Annotated in this window: 13 protein-coding genes and 1 tRNA gene; 5 read left to right on the forward strand and 9 right to left on the reverse strand. The window is 68.4% G+C overall.

Annotated elements, in window-relative coordinates:
• Positions 1–34: 34 nt before the first annotated feature.
• The 7 genes from ASPU41_RS09095 to tmk form a co-directional block, all read right to left on the reverse strand.
• Positions 35–1,345: an MFS transporter gene (locus ASPU41_RS09095; RefSeq protein ID WP_083266442.1), complete on the reverse strand. Its 1,311-nt coding sequence runs from the start codon at positions 1,343–1,345 to the stop codon at positions 35–37.
• Positions 1,346–1,402: 57 nt separating this feature from the next.
• Positions 1,403–1,897, reverse strand: a complete 495-nt coding sequence (locus ASPU41_RS09100; RefSeq protein WP_069950649.1) for a hypothetical protein — start codon at positions 1,895–1,897, stop codon at positions 1,403–1,405.
• Positions 1,898–2,001: 104 nt separating this feature from the next.
• The gene (locus ASPU41_RS23710; RefSeq protein ID WP_157356972.1) at positions 2,002–2,973 is read right to left on the reverse strand and encodes a glycoside hydrolase family 16 protein; all 972 of its coding nucleotides are present in this window, start codon (positions 2,971–2,973) and stop codon (positions 2,002–2,004) included.
• Positions 2,974–3,224: 251 nt separating this feature from the next.
• A tRNA-Thr gene (locus tag ASPU41_RS09110) sits at positions 3,225–3,297 on the reverse strand.
• A gap of 94 nt (positions 3,298–3,391) precedes the next feature.
• The gene (locus tag ASPU41_RS09115; protein ID WP_069950651.1) at positions 3,392–4,957 is read right to left on the reverse strand and encodes an alpha/beta hydrolase; all 1,566 of its coding nucleotides are present in this window, start codon (positions 4,955–4,957) and stop codon (positions 3,392–3,394) included.
• Between the two features lie 109 nt (positions 4,958–5,066).
• Positions 5,067–6,209 (reverse strand): DNA polymerase III subunit delta', encoded by a 1,143-nt coding sequence (locus tag ASPU41_RS09120; protein ID WP_069950652.1) that lies wholly within the window; start codon positions 6,207–6,209, stop codon positions 5,067–5,069.
• A complete protein-coding gene (gene tmk / locus ASPU41_RS09125) occupies positions 6,206–6,862 on the reverse strand; it encodes a dTMP kinase (RefSeq protein ID WP_069950653.1) in 657 nt (218 codons plus the stop codon). The genes ASPU41_RS09120 and tmk overlap by 4 nt, the downstream gene beginning before the upstream one ends.
• Positions 6,863–6,950: 88 nt before the next feature.
• On the opposite strand from tmk, the gene ASPU41_RS09130 reads away from it, so the two are divergent.
• Positions 6,951–8,141, forward strand: coding sequence for a trans-sulfuration enzyme family protein (locus tag ASPU41_RS09130; RefSeq protein ID WP_069952589.1), 1,191 nt, complete (start codon positions 6,951–6,953; stop codon positions 8,139–8,141).
• A gap of 9 nt (positions 8,142–8,150) precedes the next feature.
• Positions 8,151–8,507: a DUF2516 family protein gene (locus ASPU41_RS09135; protein ID WP_069950654.1), complete on the forward strand. Its 357-nt coding sequence runs from the start codon at positions 8,151–8,153 to the stop codon at positions 8,505–8,507.
• Between the two features lie 184 nt (positions 8,508–8,691).
• Here ASPU41_RS09135 and ASPU41_RS09140 read toward each other — a convergent pair whose 3' ends face one another.
• The gene (locus tag ASPU41_RS09140; protein WP_442856241.1) at positions 8,692–9,555 is read right to left on the reverse strand and encodes a class I SAM-dependent methyltransferase; all 864 of its coding nucleotides are present in this window, start codon (positions 9,553–9,555) and stop codon (positions 8,692–8,694) included.
• A 143-nt stretch (positions 9,556–9,698) separates the two neighbouring features.
• Here ASPU41_RS09140 and ASPU41_RS09145 point away from each other — a divergent pair, with 143 nt between their 5' ends.
• Positions 9,699–10,445 carry a phosphoglyceromutase gene (locus ASPU41_RS09145; protein WP_069950655.1) on the forward strand — a complete coding sequence of 249 codons (747 nt, stop codon included), beginning with the start codon at positions 9,699–9,701 and terminating at the stop codon, positions 10,443–10,445.
• A 116-nt stretch (positions 10,446–10,561) separates the two neighbouring features.
• Here the strand turns inward: ASPU41_RS09145 and phoU are convergent, their stop codons facing one another.
• Entirely contained in the window at positions 10,562–11,224 is a 663-nt protein-coding gene (gene phoU / locus ASPU41_RS09150; protein ID WP_069950656.1) for a phosphate signaling complex protein PhoU, read from the reverse strand.
• 206 nt (positions 11,225–11,430) lie between these two features.
• On the opposite strand from phoU, the gene ASPU41_RS09155 reads away from it, so the two are divergent.
• Positions 11,431–12,687 carry a sensor histidine kinase gene (locus ASPU41_RS09155; protein WP_069950657.1) on the forward strand — a complete coding sequence of 419 codons (1,257 nt, stop codon included), beginning with the start codon at positions 11,431–11,433 and terminating at the stop codon, positions 12,685–12,687.
• Complete coding sequence (locus ASPU41_RS09160) at positions 12,684–13,364, forward strand: response regulator transcription factor (RefSeq protein ID WP_069950658.1); 681 nt, start codon at positions 12,684–12,686, stop codon at positions 13,362–13,364. Before ASPU41_RS09155 ends, ASPU41_RS09160 begins: the two co-directional genes overlap by 4 nt.
• The last annotated feature ends 2 nt before the right edge of the window (positions 13,365–13,366 follow it).

Below are 13,366 nucleotides of genomic sequence, written 5' to 3' on the forward strand. Positions count from 1 at the left end.
CGGCGCCGGCTGACGGCGGCGCCGGGTCCCGGCCCTAAAGCTGCCGCCGGGGACTGCGGGGACTGCGGGGGCTGCGGAGGGCCGCAACCAGCACCACGAACGCGAGCAGCTGCAGGACCGCCACAGCCGCGATCAGCAGCGGGCGGGTGTCATAAAGCGCGCCGTACAGGGCCCCGCCCGCCAGCGCCCCGGCCCCCTCGAAGGCCGCAAAAACGCCGTACGCTGTCCCCTGGCGCGGTTCCGGCACCAGATCCGCGACCAGCGCCTTGACGGTCGAGTCCTGGATGCCCAGAGCCGTGCCCCAGACGAGGACACCGGAAAAGACCACCCCGGCCGCCGGCGCCAGAGCCAGCACCGGCACGGCAGCGATCAGCAGGGGCAGCGCGAGGAGCACCCAGGCGCCGGACCGGTCGTAGAGGACACCCGTGGCGAGGGCGCCAAGGGCCGCCGCCGCCATCGCACCGGCGTACAGCAACGGGACCACCGCGACCGGAACGGCCGCCGCCGTCGTGAGGTGGTAGGAAATGACCCCGAAGGCAACCAGCCCGGCGCTCCAGAAGAAGGCGGCGACAGCGAACAGGGCAAAACTGCGCGTAAACAACGACGCCGGGCGGCCGGCAGCTCCCGGAGACGGCGGTTCAACGGCGGCCTGCCGGCCTCCGCCCTCTTCCTCCGGCGCCGGCCGGCCGGCGCCGGCATCCGCCACCTGGCGGCGCAGCCAGAACAGCAGGAGCATAGCCGCCCCGGCCGGAACGGCCAGCACCGCGAAGGCCGCCGACAGGTTCCCGCTGGCCGCGAGTACCGCCCAGACCAGGACCGGCCCGAGCAGCGCACCGGCGAGGTCGAGGGACTTGTGGACGGCGAAACCGCGGCCGCGGCCCACGGGCCTGGCGACCGCCGCCAGCAGCACGGTCTTTGCCGGGCTGCGGACGGCTTTCCCGACCCTGTCCCCGATAATCAGCGCCGCGGCCAGAACCAGCCCGGATCCGCCGGCCCAGGGCGCCACGGCCAGCAGCGGCACACAGACCGCCGTAAGCGCATATCCGGCCAGTGTGAACGTCCAGTACCTGCGCGTCCGGTCCGCCCAAGGCCCGAACACCAGCCGGAGTCCCTGCGCGGCGGCTTCGGCGCCGCCCGTCACGAGGCCGACGAGCAGCGCGGACGCACCCAGCTGGGCGAGCAGGGGGCCAGCCAGCGGCCTCGCGCCGTCGGAGACGACATCGGCGGCCAGGCTGACGAGGCCAAAGCCGATCACCGGACCCCAGACAAACCCCCGGGTGGCGCCGGGCAGGGCAGATCGGCTTACCCGCTGGCGGGCTGAAAGGTTTCGTCGGGGACGGCCCATTTGCCCAGACTCGCGGACGTTCCCTGGAAGAACAAGGGCCCTCGAGCCCGCCTGCTGCTAGGCGGACTTCCGGATGGCAAGGAACGCCCACGCCGCGACCAGCAGGCCACCGAGCGCCAGCAGGATCGCGCCGGGAACGCCGCGGTCACCGGAAGCCGGAGTCGCTGCGGCGGCCGGACCCGCCGCCGGGCTCGGTGTGCCAACGGAGGGTGAGGCAGTGGCCGATGGTGCCTCGGCCGGCGGCAGGGCCGCGGCGTCGACGGGCGGTGGCTCCGGGGTGGCCTCCGGTTCGGGGGCCACGGAAGTCCGCGGGGCAGGGGCGGCGCCGGACGGGATCGACGGGGACTTTGGCACCACGGTGGCGCCTGCCGTCGGGACGGGTGCCGCGGAGGGACCCGGACGACCCGGGGGAGTCGGGCAGGGGCGCGCCGGCGCAGCGCTGCCGCCGGGATCGCAGGGGTCAGCGGAGGCCGGCAGGGCGAGGACCAGCGGGGCTAATGCCAGCATCAGCGCAGCCGTGGCGGCGTAGCCGGCTCCCTTTGTGGACTTCACCCGATCCATCGTAGGGGTACGGACGTTGCCTGGCGGGGACGGCAGGCAACGTCCGCCGGCCCTCAGCCGGTCCCGCCGCGCTGACCGGTCCCTGGCTTTTCCTGCTACTGCCAAGCCCTGACGTAATCAACCTTCATCTCGGAGGCCGGCCCGTACGCCGTGCTGGTGCCGGCCTTGCCGACATTCAGCACGAGGTACTGGGCGGCATTGCCGTCGTCGGTGGGGAAGGACTTGACCTTGATGCCGTCGACGTAGACCTCGGAGAGGTTGGCCTTGCGCCACAGGCCGTAGGTGTGGAATTCGTTCCCCCACGCGCCGGAAATGGTGCCCTGGTTGTGGGTACCGGAGCCCGAATGGTAGTTGGACGTCAGCTTTCCCTTGAGCACCTCGGCGATGTCGTTCTCACCGGTCGCCGGCCAGGACTGTCCGGTGGTCCACCACGCAGGCCAGTTGTGCAGCACGGTCCCGTTGCCGGGGAAGGAGATGCGGGCCTCCGTGTAGCCGGTCCGGAACTCGTAGCCGGTGGTGGCGGTGTCCTTCGGGTTCGAGGACACGAGGCCGCCGGTGCCGGCGTCCGACAATGTCAGCGAGAGGGTTCCGCCGCCGACCGAGACGTTGGCCGGGTCCGTCCTGACCTTGTTCATTGTGCCGCCGCCGAACCAGGAACTGGACCATTTGTTGGTGTCGAGCGTGGTTCCGTTGAAGTCATCGCTGAAAGTCTGCGACCATGCGCCCGGGACCCCCAGGGGCATCAGTGAGGAACCGGTCGAGGCCGGCAGTACCGTGGCGGGTGCTGCCGCCGGCGCTGCGGCTGCCGGAGCAGGCTCTGCCGCGGGTGCGGGTGCGGGTGCAACTGCAGCGGCCGGGGCAGGGGCCGCGGCGGGCGCGGGCGCCGCTTGAAGCGTGCAGGGAGGCACCCCTGTGCTGAACTTGAGGGTGCACTTGTAGGTGCCTGCCCCTGCGGTTGGCGGCGCGGCCGGGGTTCCCCCGGGGGCCGCAACGGCGCCGAGGGATGCAGTGAGGGACAGCAGGGCCGCTATGGCCGCACCGGAAAACAATGTTGTGCATTTCTTCATGTACTACTCCTGGAGCTCACGCTCTGTTGGTGGCGCCATCCCGCGCAGCGCTGAAGGCGCGCGGGCAGGACGGAATGCGCCATTCTTCATGGCCGCACCGACGCTGATTCATCGGCGCGCCAGACGTTCGGCCGCGTACGTCATCAAGGCAGCGAGGTGCCTTCTTACGCGCCTTGGGGCAGGCGACACCCGGGGAGGGGCAAAAAGAAACGGCCCCGGCGACTGCGCCGGGGCCGATAGATGAAGACCAGAGCTTCCTGCCAGAATCGAACTGGCGACCTTCTCATTACGAGTGAGACGCTCTACCAACTGAGCTAAGGAAGCAACCGCCTGAAGTGTCCGGTGTCCCCGGGCGCTTCATGCCAGAGACAACTGTAGTAGAGTCCTCCGGCCCGGGTCAAAATGAGTGGCGGGCGCCTCAGCAGACGGTGTTGTCCGCCGGGGTCTTCCCGTCGACGAGGTAACCGTCGACGGCGTTGCCGATGCAGTCGTTGGAGCGGCCGTAGGCCGTGTGGCCCTCACCCTCCCACGTCAGCAGGGAGGCTTGACCCAGCTGCTTGCGCAGGGAGCTGGCCCATTCCACCGGGGTGGCCGGGTCGCCCGTGGTGCCGATGACGACGATGTCGGCCGAACCCTTGTATTCCACCGGCGCCGGGGTCCGGACGTTTTTGTACGGCCAGTCCTTGCAGTTGGTGCCGCCGTAGGCGAAGTACTTGCCGAATGTGGGCGAAGCCAGGCGCAGCTGCTGCTCGTCCGCGCGCATCCCGGCAGTGTCCGTCACCATGGGGTAGTCAAGGCAGTTGATGGCGGTGAAGGCGAAGGTGCTGTTCGAGGAGTAGCTGCCGTCGGGTTCCCGCTCGGCGTTGAAGTCGGCCAGCCTCAGGAACGGCGTCGCATCATTTTTCATGATCGCGTCGAGTGCCTGCGTCAGGAGCGGCCAGTTGTCGTCGTTGTACAGCGGGACGATCATGCCGGTGACCAGCGTGGACGCCGAGACCACCCGGCCGTCCTTGGCGCGCACGGGGTTGGCTTCCACGGCGGCGATCGCGTCCCGGATCTGCTGGATCCCGTTGTCGACGCTGCCACTGAGCGGGCAGCCGCCGCCCTGGAGGCAGCGTTCCACGTAGGTGCGGAGGGCTTTTTCAAAGGCTTTGGCCTGGCCGCTGGTGAGCTCCTCATTGCTCAGGGACGGGTCCATTGCACCGTCCAGGACCATCCGGCCGACGTTGTCAGGGAACAGCGAGGCGTATGTTGAACCGAGGAACGTCCCATAGGAGAACCCCATGTAGTTCAGCTTGGTGTCGTTGAGGGACGCACGCAGGATGTCCAGGTCCTTGGCGGAACTGACGGTGTCGATGTGGCCCAGGACCGGCCCGGCCTTTTCCTCGCACTTGGCGGCGATCACCTTGTTATCAGCCAGGGTTTCGGCCAGGCCGGCGTCGGTGTCCAGGGCATAGATCTTCGCGCGGGAGGCGTCGCGTTCCTGATCCGTCAGGCAGGTGACCGGGGCGGAGCGCTTCACACCGCGCGGGTCGAAGCCCACAATGTCAAAGTTCGCGCGGACCTTTTCCGAGAAATGGGTGGCTCCGGCGTCCCTGACGAAGTCGTAGCCCGAGCCGCCGGGTCCGCCGGGGTTGATGAGCAGGCTGCCCTGGCTGGTGCCCTTCGTGGACAATTTGAGCGCCGCGATTTCGATGCTGTCGCCGTCCGGCTGGCTGTAATCGAGCGGGACCTTGACCTTGGCGCACTGGAAGTCCGTCTCGCAGGGGGTCCAGTCAACCTGCTGCGTGTAGTAGCTCCGGAGCTCGGCGGGCGCGGCGGAGGCGATCTCCGGATTCGGTGTACTGGAGTTTTTTGCCCCGCTGTCGCCGCCGCCGAACAGGGTGCACGAGGAGAGCACCATGGCCAGTGCCACGGCGCCTGCTGTCCGCATGCCGATCGCAACGGATCGGGATCTGGCGGACACTGCTCGTGCAGACTTCATACGGTTCTCCTTGGAGGAATAGGAACTGGACGGCTGCCGCGTCACGCCGGGCGGCCGGTTGGAACTGGGCGGGTGGTCGGTCCGCCTGGGCGGGTCCCTTAATGATCCCTCAGATGAGGCTGGCCGCCATGGATTCGATCGTCAGCAGCGGAGCCACGTTGGATGTCGTAATGCGTTTGCGGGCCTTGTTGATGGCGTCCATCCGGGCAAGTGTGGTTTCGGCGGAGGAATGGCGCGCGAACTCAACGAGCTCACTCCTGAGCTCAACATTGACCAGCTCCACGGCGTTCCCCATCTGGATGATCAGCACATCCCGGTAGAACGACAGCAGATCGGTGAGCGTGCGGTCGAGCGAGTCTGTCACGGAACGCTTGGCGCGGCGCTTCTGGTCGTCCTCAAGCTGCTTGACCTGGCCGCGCATGGACGGCGGCAGTGTCCCGCTTTCGGGGGCTCCCAGGGTGGCGAGCAGGGCGGCTTTTTCGGCCGTGTCGCGCTCGTCGTTGGAGCTGTTGGCTTCCTCGGTGGCGATCTTGACGAGCTTCTCCGCCATCAAAACCGCGGCGGTCACGCCGCGGAGCCCCAGGGGGAACCGCACGGTTTCGAGCCTCCGCTCGCGGGCTTCCGGATCCCGGGCCAGGCGGCGGGCGATCCCGACGTGGCTTTGCGCTGCCCGGGCGGCACGTTCAGCGACGGCGGGGTCCACGCCGTCGCGCTTGACCAGCAGGGCGGCGACGTCGGCCGCGGGCGGCAGCCGCAGCGCCACCGTGCGGCACCGGGAGCGGATGGTGACCAGGACGTCGGCGGGGGAAGGCGCGCACAGCATCCAGACGGTGCGCGGGGTGGGTTCCTCGATCGCCTTGAGCAGCACGTTGGTGGTGCGCTCCGCCATCCGGTCCGCGTCCTCGACGACGATGATGCGCCAGCGCGCCGAGGACGGCCGGTTGCCGGCAGAGGAGACAAGCTCGCGGGCCTCGTCGATGGTGATGGTGACCTTTTCAGTGCGTACAAAAGCCACATCGGAGTGCGTTTCGCCCAGGATGGTCAGGCAGGCTGCGCATTCGCCGCAGCCGCGCAGCCCGACGTCGTCCTGGTCGCAGTTCAAGGCCGCGGCGAAGGCCTTCGCCGCGTTGGACCGGCCCGAACCCGGCGGGCCGGTGAAGAGCCACGCATGGGTTGGGCCCTCACCCTGGGCTGCCTGGCGCAGTTGGGCCACGACGGCGGGCTGGCCCTGGAGGTCGTCCCAGACGCTCATGCGGTCACGCCCCGGTGCAAGGACAGCAGCGACTCCACCCGCTCGAGGATCCGCGCGGCCAGTTGGTCGACCGGGAGGTGGGCGGGGAGGACAAGGTACTGCTCGGGCCTGGCCGCCGCGAGGTCGAGGAAAGCGGTCCGGATCCTGGCATGGAACTCGTCCGCCTCGGATTCCAGCCGGTCCTCGGCCGCATCGCCCGCGGTGCGCCGGCGGCGGCCGACCTCCGGGTCAACGTCAAGCAGCACCGTGAGGTCCGGCTGCAGTCCTGAGGTGGCCCACTCGTTAATGTGGCGGACGGCCTCGGTGCCCAGATCCCGGCCGGCGCCCTGGTATGCGACCGAGGAATCGATGTAGCGGTCGGTGAGGACGATCTCGCCGCGCTCGAGCGCGGGGCGGATGACCTGGCTGGCGTGGGCGGCGCGGGAGGCCGCAAAGATCAGGGCTTCGGTGTGCGCATCGATGTGGCCGTGGCCGTGGTCCAGGACCAGGGAACGAAGTTTTTCGCCGATGGGAGTGCCGCCCGGCTCACGGGTCCGGAGCACCGGGAGGCCGCGCGATTCAAGCGCGGCAGCCAGCTCAGCTGCCTGCGTGGACTTTCCGGCGCCGTCGCCGCCCTCGAAGGCGATAAACAGTCCGGGGATCTGGTTGGTCACTGCTCTAGCCTACCGACAATCCCTGACAGCAACGCCCCTGGCCGTAACGTCGTGGCCGCCCTGCAGGGCGCCAAAGTACCCTGTGACCATGACTCTTTCCGAAGAACAGGCAGCCGCGCTCTCCGCAGAAACGGTCGTTGTGGCGGCGGGCCGGCCGCCGCGAGAACGCGATGAACCGGTCAACCCCCCGCTGGTGCTTTCCTCGACCTATTTTGGCACCGGGCCGCTGGGCGCCGGCGACCGCGGCTACGGGCGGTACTCCAACCCCACCTGGGACCCTTTCGAGGAAGCCCTCGGCCAGCTTGAGGGCGCCGGGCTTCCCGGCCTGCTGTACGCCTCCGGCCTCGCCGCCGTCAGTTCAGCCCTGTCCCTGGTTCCGGCCGGGGGAGTGCTGGTCATGCCGTCGCACAGCTATGCAGGTTCCCTGGTGATGGCGACGGAACTTGCCGAGAAGGGGTTCCTGGAACTGCGCACCGTGGACATCGCGGACACCGACGCCGTACTGGCGCAGCTCGCGCCGTCGGACGGACGCCCCGCCAGCATGCTGTGGCTGGAGAGCCCCACCAACCCGATGCTTGGCGTCGCGGACATCCGCGCGCTGACTGCCGCAGCGCACGAGGCCGGCGCCGTCGTTGTTACGGACAACACCTTCTCCACCCCGCTCGTCCAGCAGCCTCTCGCGCTGGGCTCCGACGTCGTGCTGCATTCGGTGACGAAGTACCTCTCCGGCCATTCCGACGTCGTGCTGGGCGCCCTGGTGACCTCCGACGCCGAGCTCCGCGCCGCGCTGCTGCACCACCGCACCATTCACGGCGGCATCGCCGGGCCTTTTGAGGCGTGGCTGGCGCTCCGGGGCCTGCGCACCCTGGCCCTGCGGATTGAGCGCTCGCAGGCTTCGGCGGCGGTACTGGCCGAGCGGCTGAGGACGCACCCCAGGGTGGGCAGCATCCGTTTTCCGGGCCTTCCCTCGGATCCCGGCCACGAACGGGCCAAGAGCCAGATGAAGGGCTTCGGATCCGTGCTGTGCATTGAAATGGCCCCGGTTGCCGGCGGCAGCGTCAGCGGAGCGGACGCCGCGGACCGGATGATCCAGGCCCTGAAACTGTGGCTGCCGGCCACCTCGCTGGGCGGCGTGGAGTCCCTGATCGAACGGCGTCGCCGGCACACGGCCGAACCTGCCAGTGTGCCGGACAACCTGGTCCGGCTGAGCGTGGGGATCGAAAACGTCGAGGACCTTTGGGCCGATTTGGAGCAGGCCCTCGCGAGTTTGGGCCGCTAGGCTGGGGGGATGGACGGAAGAACGCTTATTGACTTTGTAGAAACCGGGATCTACTTTCTGTTGGCCCTGGTAGCCCTTGCCCTTGAGGTGTGGGCGTTCTTCGATTGCCTGCGGCACAAGGGCAGCGCCTTCGAGGCCGTGTCCAAGCGCACCAAGACTTTCTGGCTGGCCGTCACCGGTGGCGCCATGGCCGTGGGGCTGCTTTCCCTGCTGGGCGGAGGCGGAGGAGGCATCCTGGGCCCGCTGGGGCTGTTCGGACTGGTTGCCGTGACGGCAGCGTCCGTCTACCTCGCCGACGTCCGGCCCGCGGTCAAGGATGCCGGCCGCGGCGGAAACCGCAACACAGGCCCCTACGGCCCCTGGTAGTCCCCACCGGCCCCCTCAGCTCGCAAGCTCGCTCAGGGAACCCTGCCGGCGTGGGCCCATCCACCGGCCCCCTCAGCTCGCAAGCTCGCTCAGGGAACCCTGCCGGCGTGGGCCCATCCACCGGCCCCCTCAGCTCGCAAGCTCGCTCAGGGAACCCTGCCGGCGTGGGCCCATCCACCGGCCCCTAAGATCCCGGCGCCACGGCTTCCCAACCCACCGTCAGCTCGCCCAACCGCCAACGTGACGGGCCGTCCCGGACCGGCCAGCCGCCGTCGCGCAGGGCCCGGCACATGGCCGTCCAGCGCTGCCGGTTCCCGAAGGACGCCAGCGGGGCAGCTTCCAGCCAGGCCTGGTCCATCGCCTGCAGGAACGCCTGAATCCGCTCGCCCGGCACGTTCCGGTGGATGAGGGCTTTTGGCAGCCGCTCGGCCACTTCCGAGGGCAGCAGAAAACTGCCAAACCGCATGGACATGCTCAGGCTCAGCGGCCGTTCGGCGTCAAGCGCCACCCAGGTGACCCGGCGGCCGATCTCGTCGCAGGTGCCGTCAATGAACAGCCCATCCGGGGCCAGCCGCCCCTGCACCAGCCGCCAGATGGCAGCGACGTCGGCTTCCTCGTACTGCCGCAGCACATTGAACGCGCGCACCAGGACGGGCCGGCCGGGCACGGGCAGTTCGAAGCCGCCCAGCCGGAAGCTCAGCCCGGGCCGTTCCAGTTCCTTGGCCAGCCGGACCCGCTCGGGCTCAATTTCGATGCCGACCACCCGCACATCGGGCCGGACCACGCACAGCCGGTCAAAGAGTTCGACGGCGGTGGCCGGGGAAGCGCCGAAGCCCAGATCCACCACGAGGGGATCGGCCGCCGCGCGCAGCCGCCAGGCCTGCGGTCCGGTCAGCCAGCGGTCCAGCCGCCGCATCCGGTTGGGGTTGGTGGTGCCGCGGGTGACGTTGCCCACCGGCCGGCCGGCGCGGGGTCCGCTTTTCGCCGCGCCGCGTTTTTCCATGACATGGGTCTGCGGGGACGCCACCCGCTCAGCCTTCTGCACCACAGGCCAACCCTATCCTCCAGCGCGGGGTCACTCCCGGCCCATGAGATGCCGCCGGATGGGCGCGTAGTGACCCCGCGGTGCGGTGCAGGCCCTGTGATGTAACGCTCGGCACCGTCCGGGATCGCTCGGCTAGGATGAAAACCATGACTTACAAGCTGATTCTGCTGCGCCACGGCCACAGCGAATGGAACGCCAAGAACCTGTTCACCGGCTGGGTGGACGTTGACCTCAACGACCAGGGCCGTGCCGAGGCGATTCGCGGCGGCGAGCTTCTCGTCGAGCACAACATCCTCCCGGACGTCCTGTACACCTCGTTGCTGAAGCGGGCCATCAACACCGCCAACATCACCCTCGACAAGGCCGACCGCGGCTGGATCCCGGTGAAGCGGGACTGGCGGCTCAATGAGCGCCACTACGGCGCCCTGCAGGGCAAGGACAAGGCCCAGACCCTCGCCGAGTACGGCGAGGAGCAGTTCATGACGTGGCGCCGGTCCTACGACACCCCGCCGCCGCCCCTAACCGACGATTCCGAATTCTCCCAGGCCCATGATCCACGCTATGCGGACCTCGGCGACGCCCTGCCCCGCACCGAGTGCCTCAAGGACGTGCTGGTCCGCCTGCTGCCCTACTGGGAATCGGACATCAAGGAAGACCTCAAGGCCGGCAAGACCGTGCTGGTCACGGCCCACGGCAACTCGCTGCGCGCCCTGGTCAAGCACCTTGACGGCATCAGCGATGAAGCCATCGCCGGACTCAACATCCCCACCGGCATCCCGCTGGTCTACGAACTCGACGAGAACTTCAAGCCGCTGAAACCGGGCGGCACCTACCTCGACCCCGAGGCCGCCGCCGAGGCCATCAAGGCCGTCGCGAACCAGGGCAAGAAGTAGCGCCTACGACAGACGCAACAGGGAATGAACGACGCCGGCCGGCCACCTCGCAAGGTGGCCGGCCGGCGTCGTAAGTTCTGCTGGCCGGCGCCGGTTTCCGGCGCCGGCGGCGGGTGCTAGCTGTGTTCGATGCCGTTCGGATGCCAGGCGCCGGTGACCAGGTAGGTGACCTTCTGCGCCACGGAGACGCCGTGGTCAGCGAAACGCTCGAAGTAGCGGCTGGCGAGGGCGACGTCGACGGTCGTGGCGGGGGACTCGTGCCAGTCGCTGCGTGCGATCGCCTTGAAGACGCTCAGGTGCAGGTCGTTCACGGCCGCGTTCGCCTTCATGATGTCGCGCGCTACCTCCAGGTCGCGGGTTTCCAGCAGCACGGTGAGCTTCTGGGCGATCAGCATGTCATGCTCGGCGAAGCTCTTGAACGTCTCGCGCAGCTGCACGGGAACCACGGTGGCGGGGTACCGGAGGCGGGCAAGCTGGGCGAGGTGGCGGGCCAGGTCGCCCATCCGCTCCAGCGAGGCGCTCATCCGGAGCGAGCCCACGATCATCCTCAGGTCGCTGGCCACGGGGCCCTGCAGGGCGAGGATGTCGATCGCGCGCTCGTCGAGGCTGTTCTGCAGGAAGTCGATCCGGGCATCGGCCGCGATGACGTCCTCGGCCAGATCGATGTCGGCGCCGGCGAAGGCAGTCGTTGCTTTCTCAATGGCCTCACTGACCAGCTTTGAGATTTCGACGAGCTGTTCCCCCACTTGGGCGAGCTCTTCCTGAAAAACCTTGCGCACGTGTGCTTCCTTTCCTTGGAAATATTGCCGACCACCACAGTGGCGGGTCCATTTCGGTTCACCTCTCGGCGCTTCAACACTCAAGTCTTCCAGCGTCCGGTGAACTGTTAAGCCTCAATAGGTGAACGTTAGCTGAACCGGAGCGCGAATGGGGCAGATTTCAGTTTCTGACGCGGGGCAGAGCATAAGCTGGAGCCGTGGATCCAATGCTCATCGGCGTGATCGCCGGCCTGATCGGCCTGTCGCTTGGTGTTTTCGGCGTGCTCGCGTTCCGGGTCAGCGAGCAGCAGCGCAAACTCGTGGACGTCGAGTTCGAGGACCCGTCGATCCCGGAGGGAGCCGCCCAGGTGCTGGCCGTCATCGGCCGGGCCTTCGTGGTGGTGGACGCTATTGACGGCGTGGTCCGGGCCAGTCCCGCTGCGTACGCCTACGGACTGGTCCGCGGGCACACCCTGGTCCACGACCAGCTGCTGGAAATGACGGCCAAAGTCCGGCGCGACGGCGTCATCCTCGAAAAGCAGCTCGAATTGCCGCGCGGCCCGCTGGGGCAGGGCACGATCGTCGTCCAGGTCCGTGCGGCCGTGGTCGCTGAGGAATACATCCTCCTGCTGGCCGACGACCGGACCGAATTCACGCGGACCGAGGAAGTCCGGAACGACTTCGTGGCCAACGTCTCCCATGAACTGAAGACGCCGGTTGGCGCCATTTCGCTGCTGGCGGAGGCGCTGGAATCCTCTGCGGATGACCCGGAAGCCGTTCGACGCTTCGCCAAGCGCATGCACAAGGAATCCGCCCGGCTGGCCGCGCTCGTGCAGGACATTATCGAACTCTCCCGGCTGCAGGGCGCCAACGTCACCCAGCAGGGCCGGCCGGTAGATATCAACACGGTGGTGTCCGAGGCCGTGGACCGTTCGCAGTTGCCGGCGGAAAGCAAGAACATCGCACTCGTCGTCGGCGGCCACGCGGACGCGATGGTCTACGGCGACCAGGACCTGCTGGTGACGGCGCTGCGGAACCTGATCGACAATGCCATCCGCTACTCCCCGGAGAACACCCGGGTGGGAATCGGCATTCGTTCCAAAGGCGGCCTCGTCGCTGTGTCGGTGACCGACCAGGGAGAGGGCCTCTCGCCCGAAGACCAGGAGCGCGTCTTCGAGCGCTTCTACCGCGTGGACTCCGCCAGATCCCGGCACACCGGCGGCACCGGCCTTGGCCTGAGCATCGTCAAACACGTTGTCGCCAACCATGGCGGTGAAGTGACGCTGTGGTCACAGCCCGGGCAGGGATCCACCTTCACCATCCGGCTGCCGGAGCTGGAAGGCCAGGACCTCGAGGGAGTTCCCCAGGCCCGCACCCCGGCGGCACGGGCGGACACCCCGTCCACGCCCCACAGCCCGTCCCAAAACCCCAGAACCATACGAAGTGACGCCGCCGGCGCCCGTGAGCAAGGAGCTACCGCTTGAGCAGGATTCTGATTGTCGAGGACGAAGAGTCGTTCAGCGACCCGCTGTCCTACCTGTTGGGCAAAGAAGGGTTCGAGGTCGAGGTGGTGGACAACGGGCTTGACGCCATCACCGAGTTCGACCGTAACGGCGCCGACCTGGTGCTGCTGGATCTGCAGCTGCCCGGGCAGTCGGGAACCGAGGTTTGCCGGCAGCTTCGGCAGCGCTCGTCCGTCCCGGTCATCATGCTGACGGCAAAGGACGCGGAGATCGACAAGGTCGTGGGGCTGGAACTCGGCGCCGACGACTACGTCACCAAACCGTACTCGTCCCGGGAACTGGTGGCCCGCGTCCGGGCCGTGCTGCGCCGCCAGGGCGAACCCGAGGAGCTGGTGTCCAGCACCGTGCAGGCGGGTCCGGTCCGGATGGATATTGAGCGTCACGTGGTCACGGTCAGCGGCGAACAGGTCTCCCTGCCGCTGAAGGAATTCGAGCTGCTGGAAATGCTGCTGCGCAACTCCGGCCGGGTCCTGACCCGGGGGCAGCTGATCGACCGGGTCTGGGGATCGGACTACGTGGGGGACACCAAGACCCTGGATGTCCACGTCAAAAGGCTGCGCAGCAAGGTCGAGCCGGACCCTTCGGCACCGCGGCACCTGATCACGGTCCGCGGCCTCGGCTACAAGTTCGAGCCCTAGGG

This window comes from Arthrobacter sp. U41 (assembly GCF_001750145.1).
Classification (GTDB): Bacteria; Actinomycetota; Actinomycetes; order Actinomycetales; family Micrococcaceae; genus Arthrobacter.

What these genes read in the sequence shown, in the direction of transcription:
- ASPU41_RS09155 (WP_069950657.1), top strand. Translation starts at nt 11,431, where the DNA reads ATGCTCATCGGCGTGATCGCCGGCCTGATCGGCCTGTCGCTTGGTGTT.
- ASPU41_RS09115 (WP_069950651.1), bottom strand. Translation starts at nt 4,957, where the DNA reads ATGAAGTCTGCACGAGCAGTGTCCGCCAGATCCCGATCCGTTGCGATC.
- ASPU41_RS09120 (WP_069950652.1), bottom strand. Translation starts at nt 6,209, where the DNA reads ATGAGCGTCTGGGACGACCTCCAGGGCCAGCCCGCCGTCGTGGCCCAA.
- ASPU41_RS09130 (WP_069952589.1), top strand. Translation starts at nt 6,951, where the DNA reads ATGACTCTTTCCGAAGAACAGGCAGCCGCGCTCTCCGCAGAAACGGTC.
- ASPU41_RS09135 (WP_069950654.1), top strand. Translation starts at nt 8,151, where the DNA reads ATGGACGGAAGAACGCTTATTGACTTTGTAGAAACCGGGATCTACTTT.
- ASPU41_RS09145 (WP_069950655.1), top strand. Translation starts at nt 9,699, where the DNA reads ATGACTTACAAGCTGATTCTGCTGCGCCACGGCCACAGCGAATGGAAC.
- ASPU41_RS09095 (WP_083266442.1), bottom strand. Translation starts at nt 1,345, where the DNA reads ATGGGCCGTCCCCGACGAAACCTTTCAGCCCGCCAGCGGGTAAGCCGA.
- ASPU41_RS23710 (WP_157356972.1), bottom strand. Translation starts at nt 2,973, where the DNA reads ATGAAGAAATGCACAACATTGTTTTCCGGTGCGGCCATAGCGGCCCTG.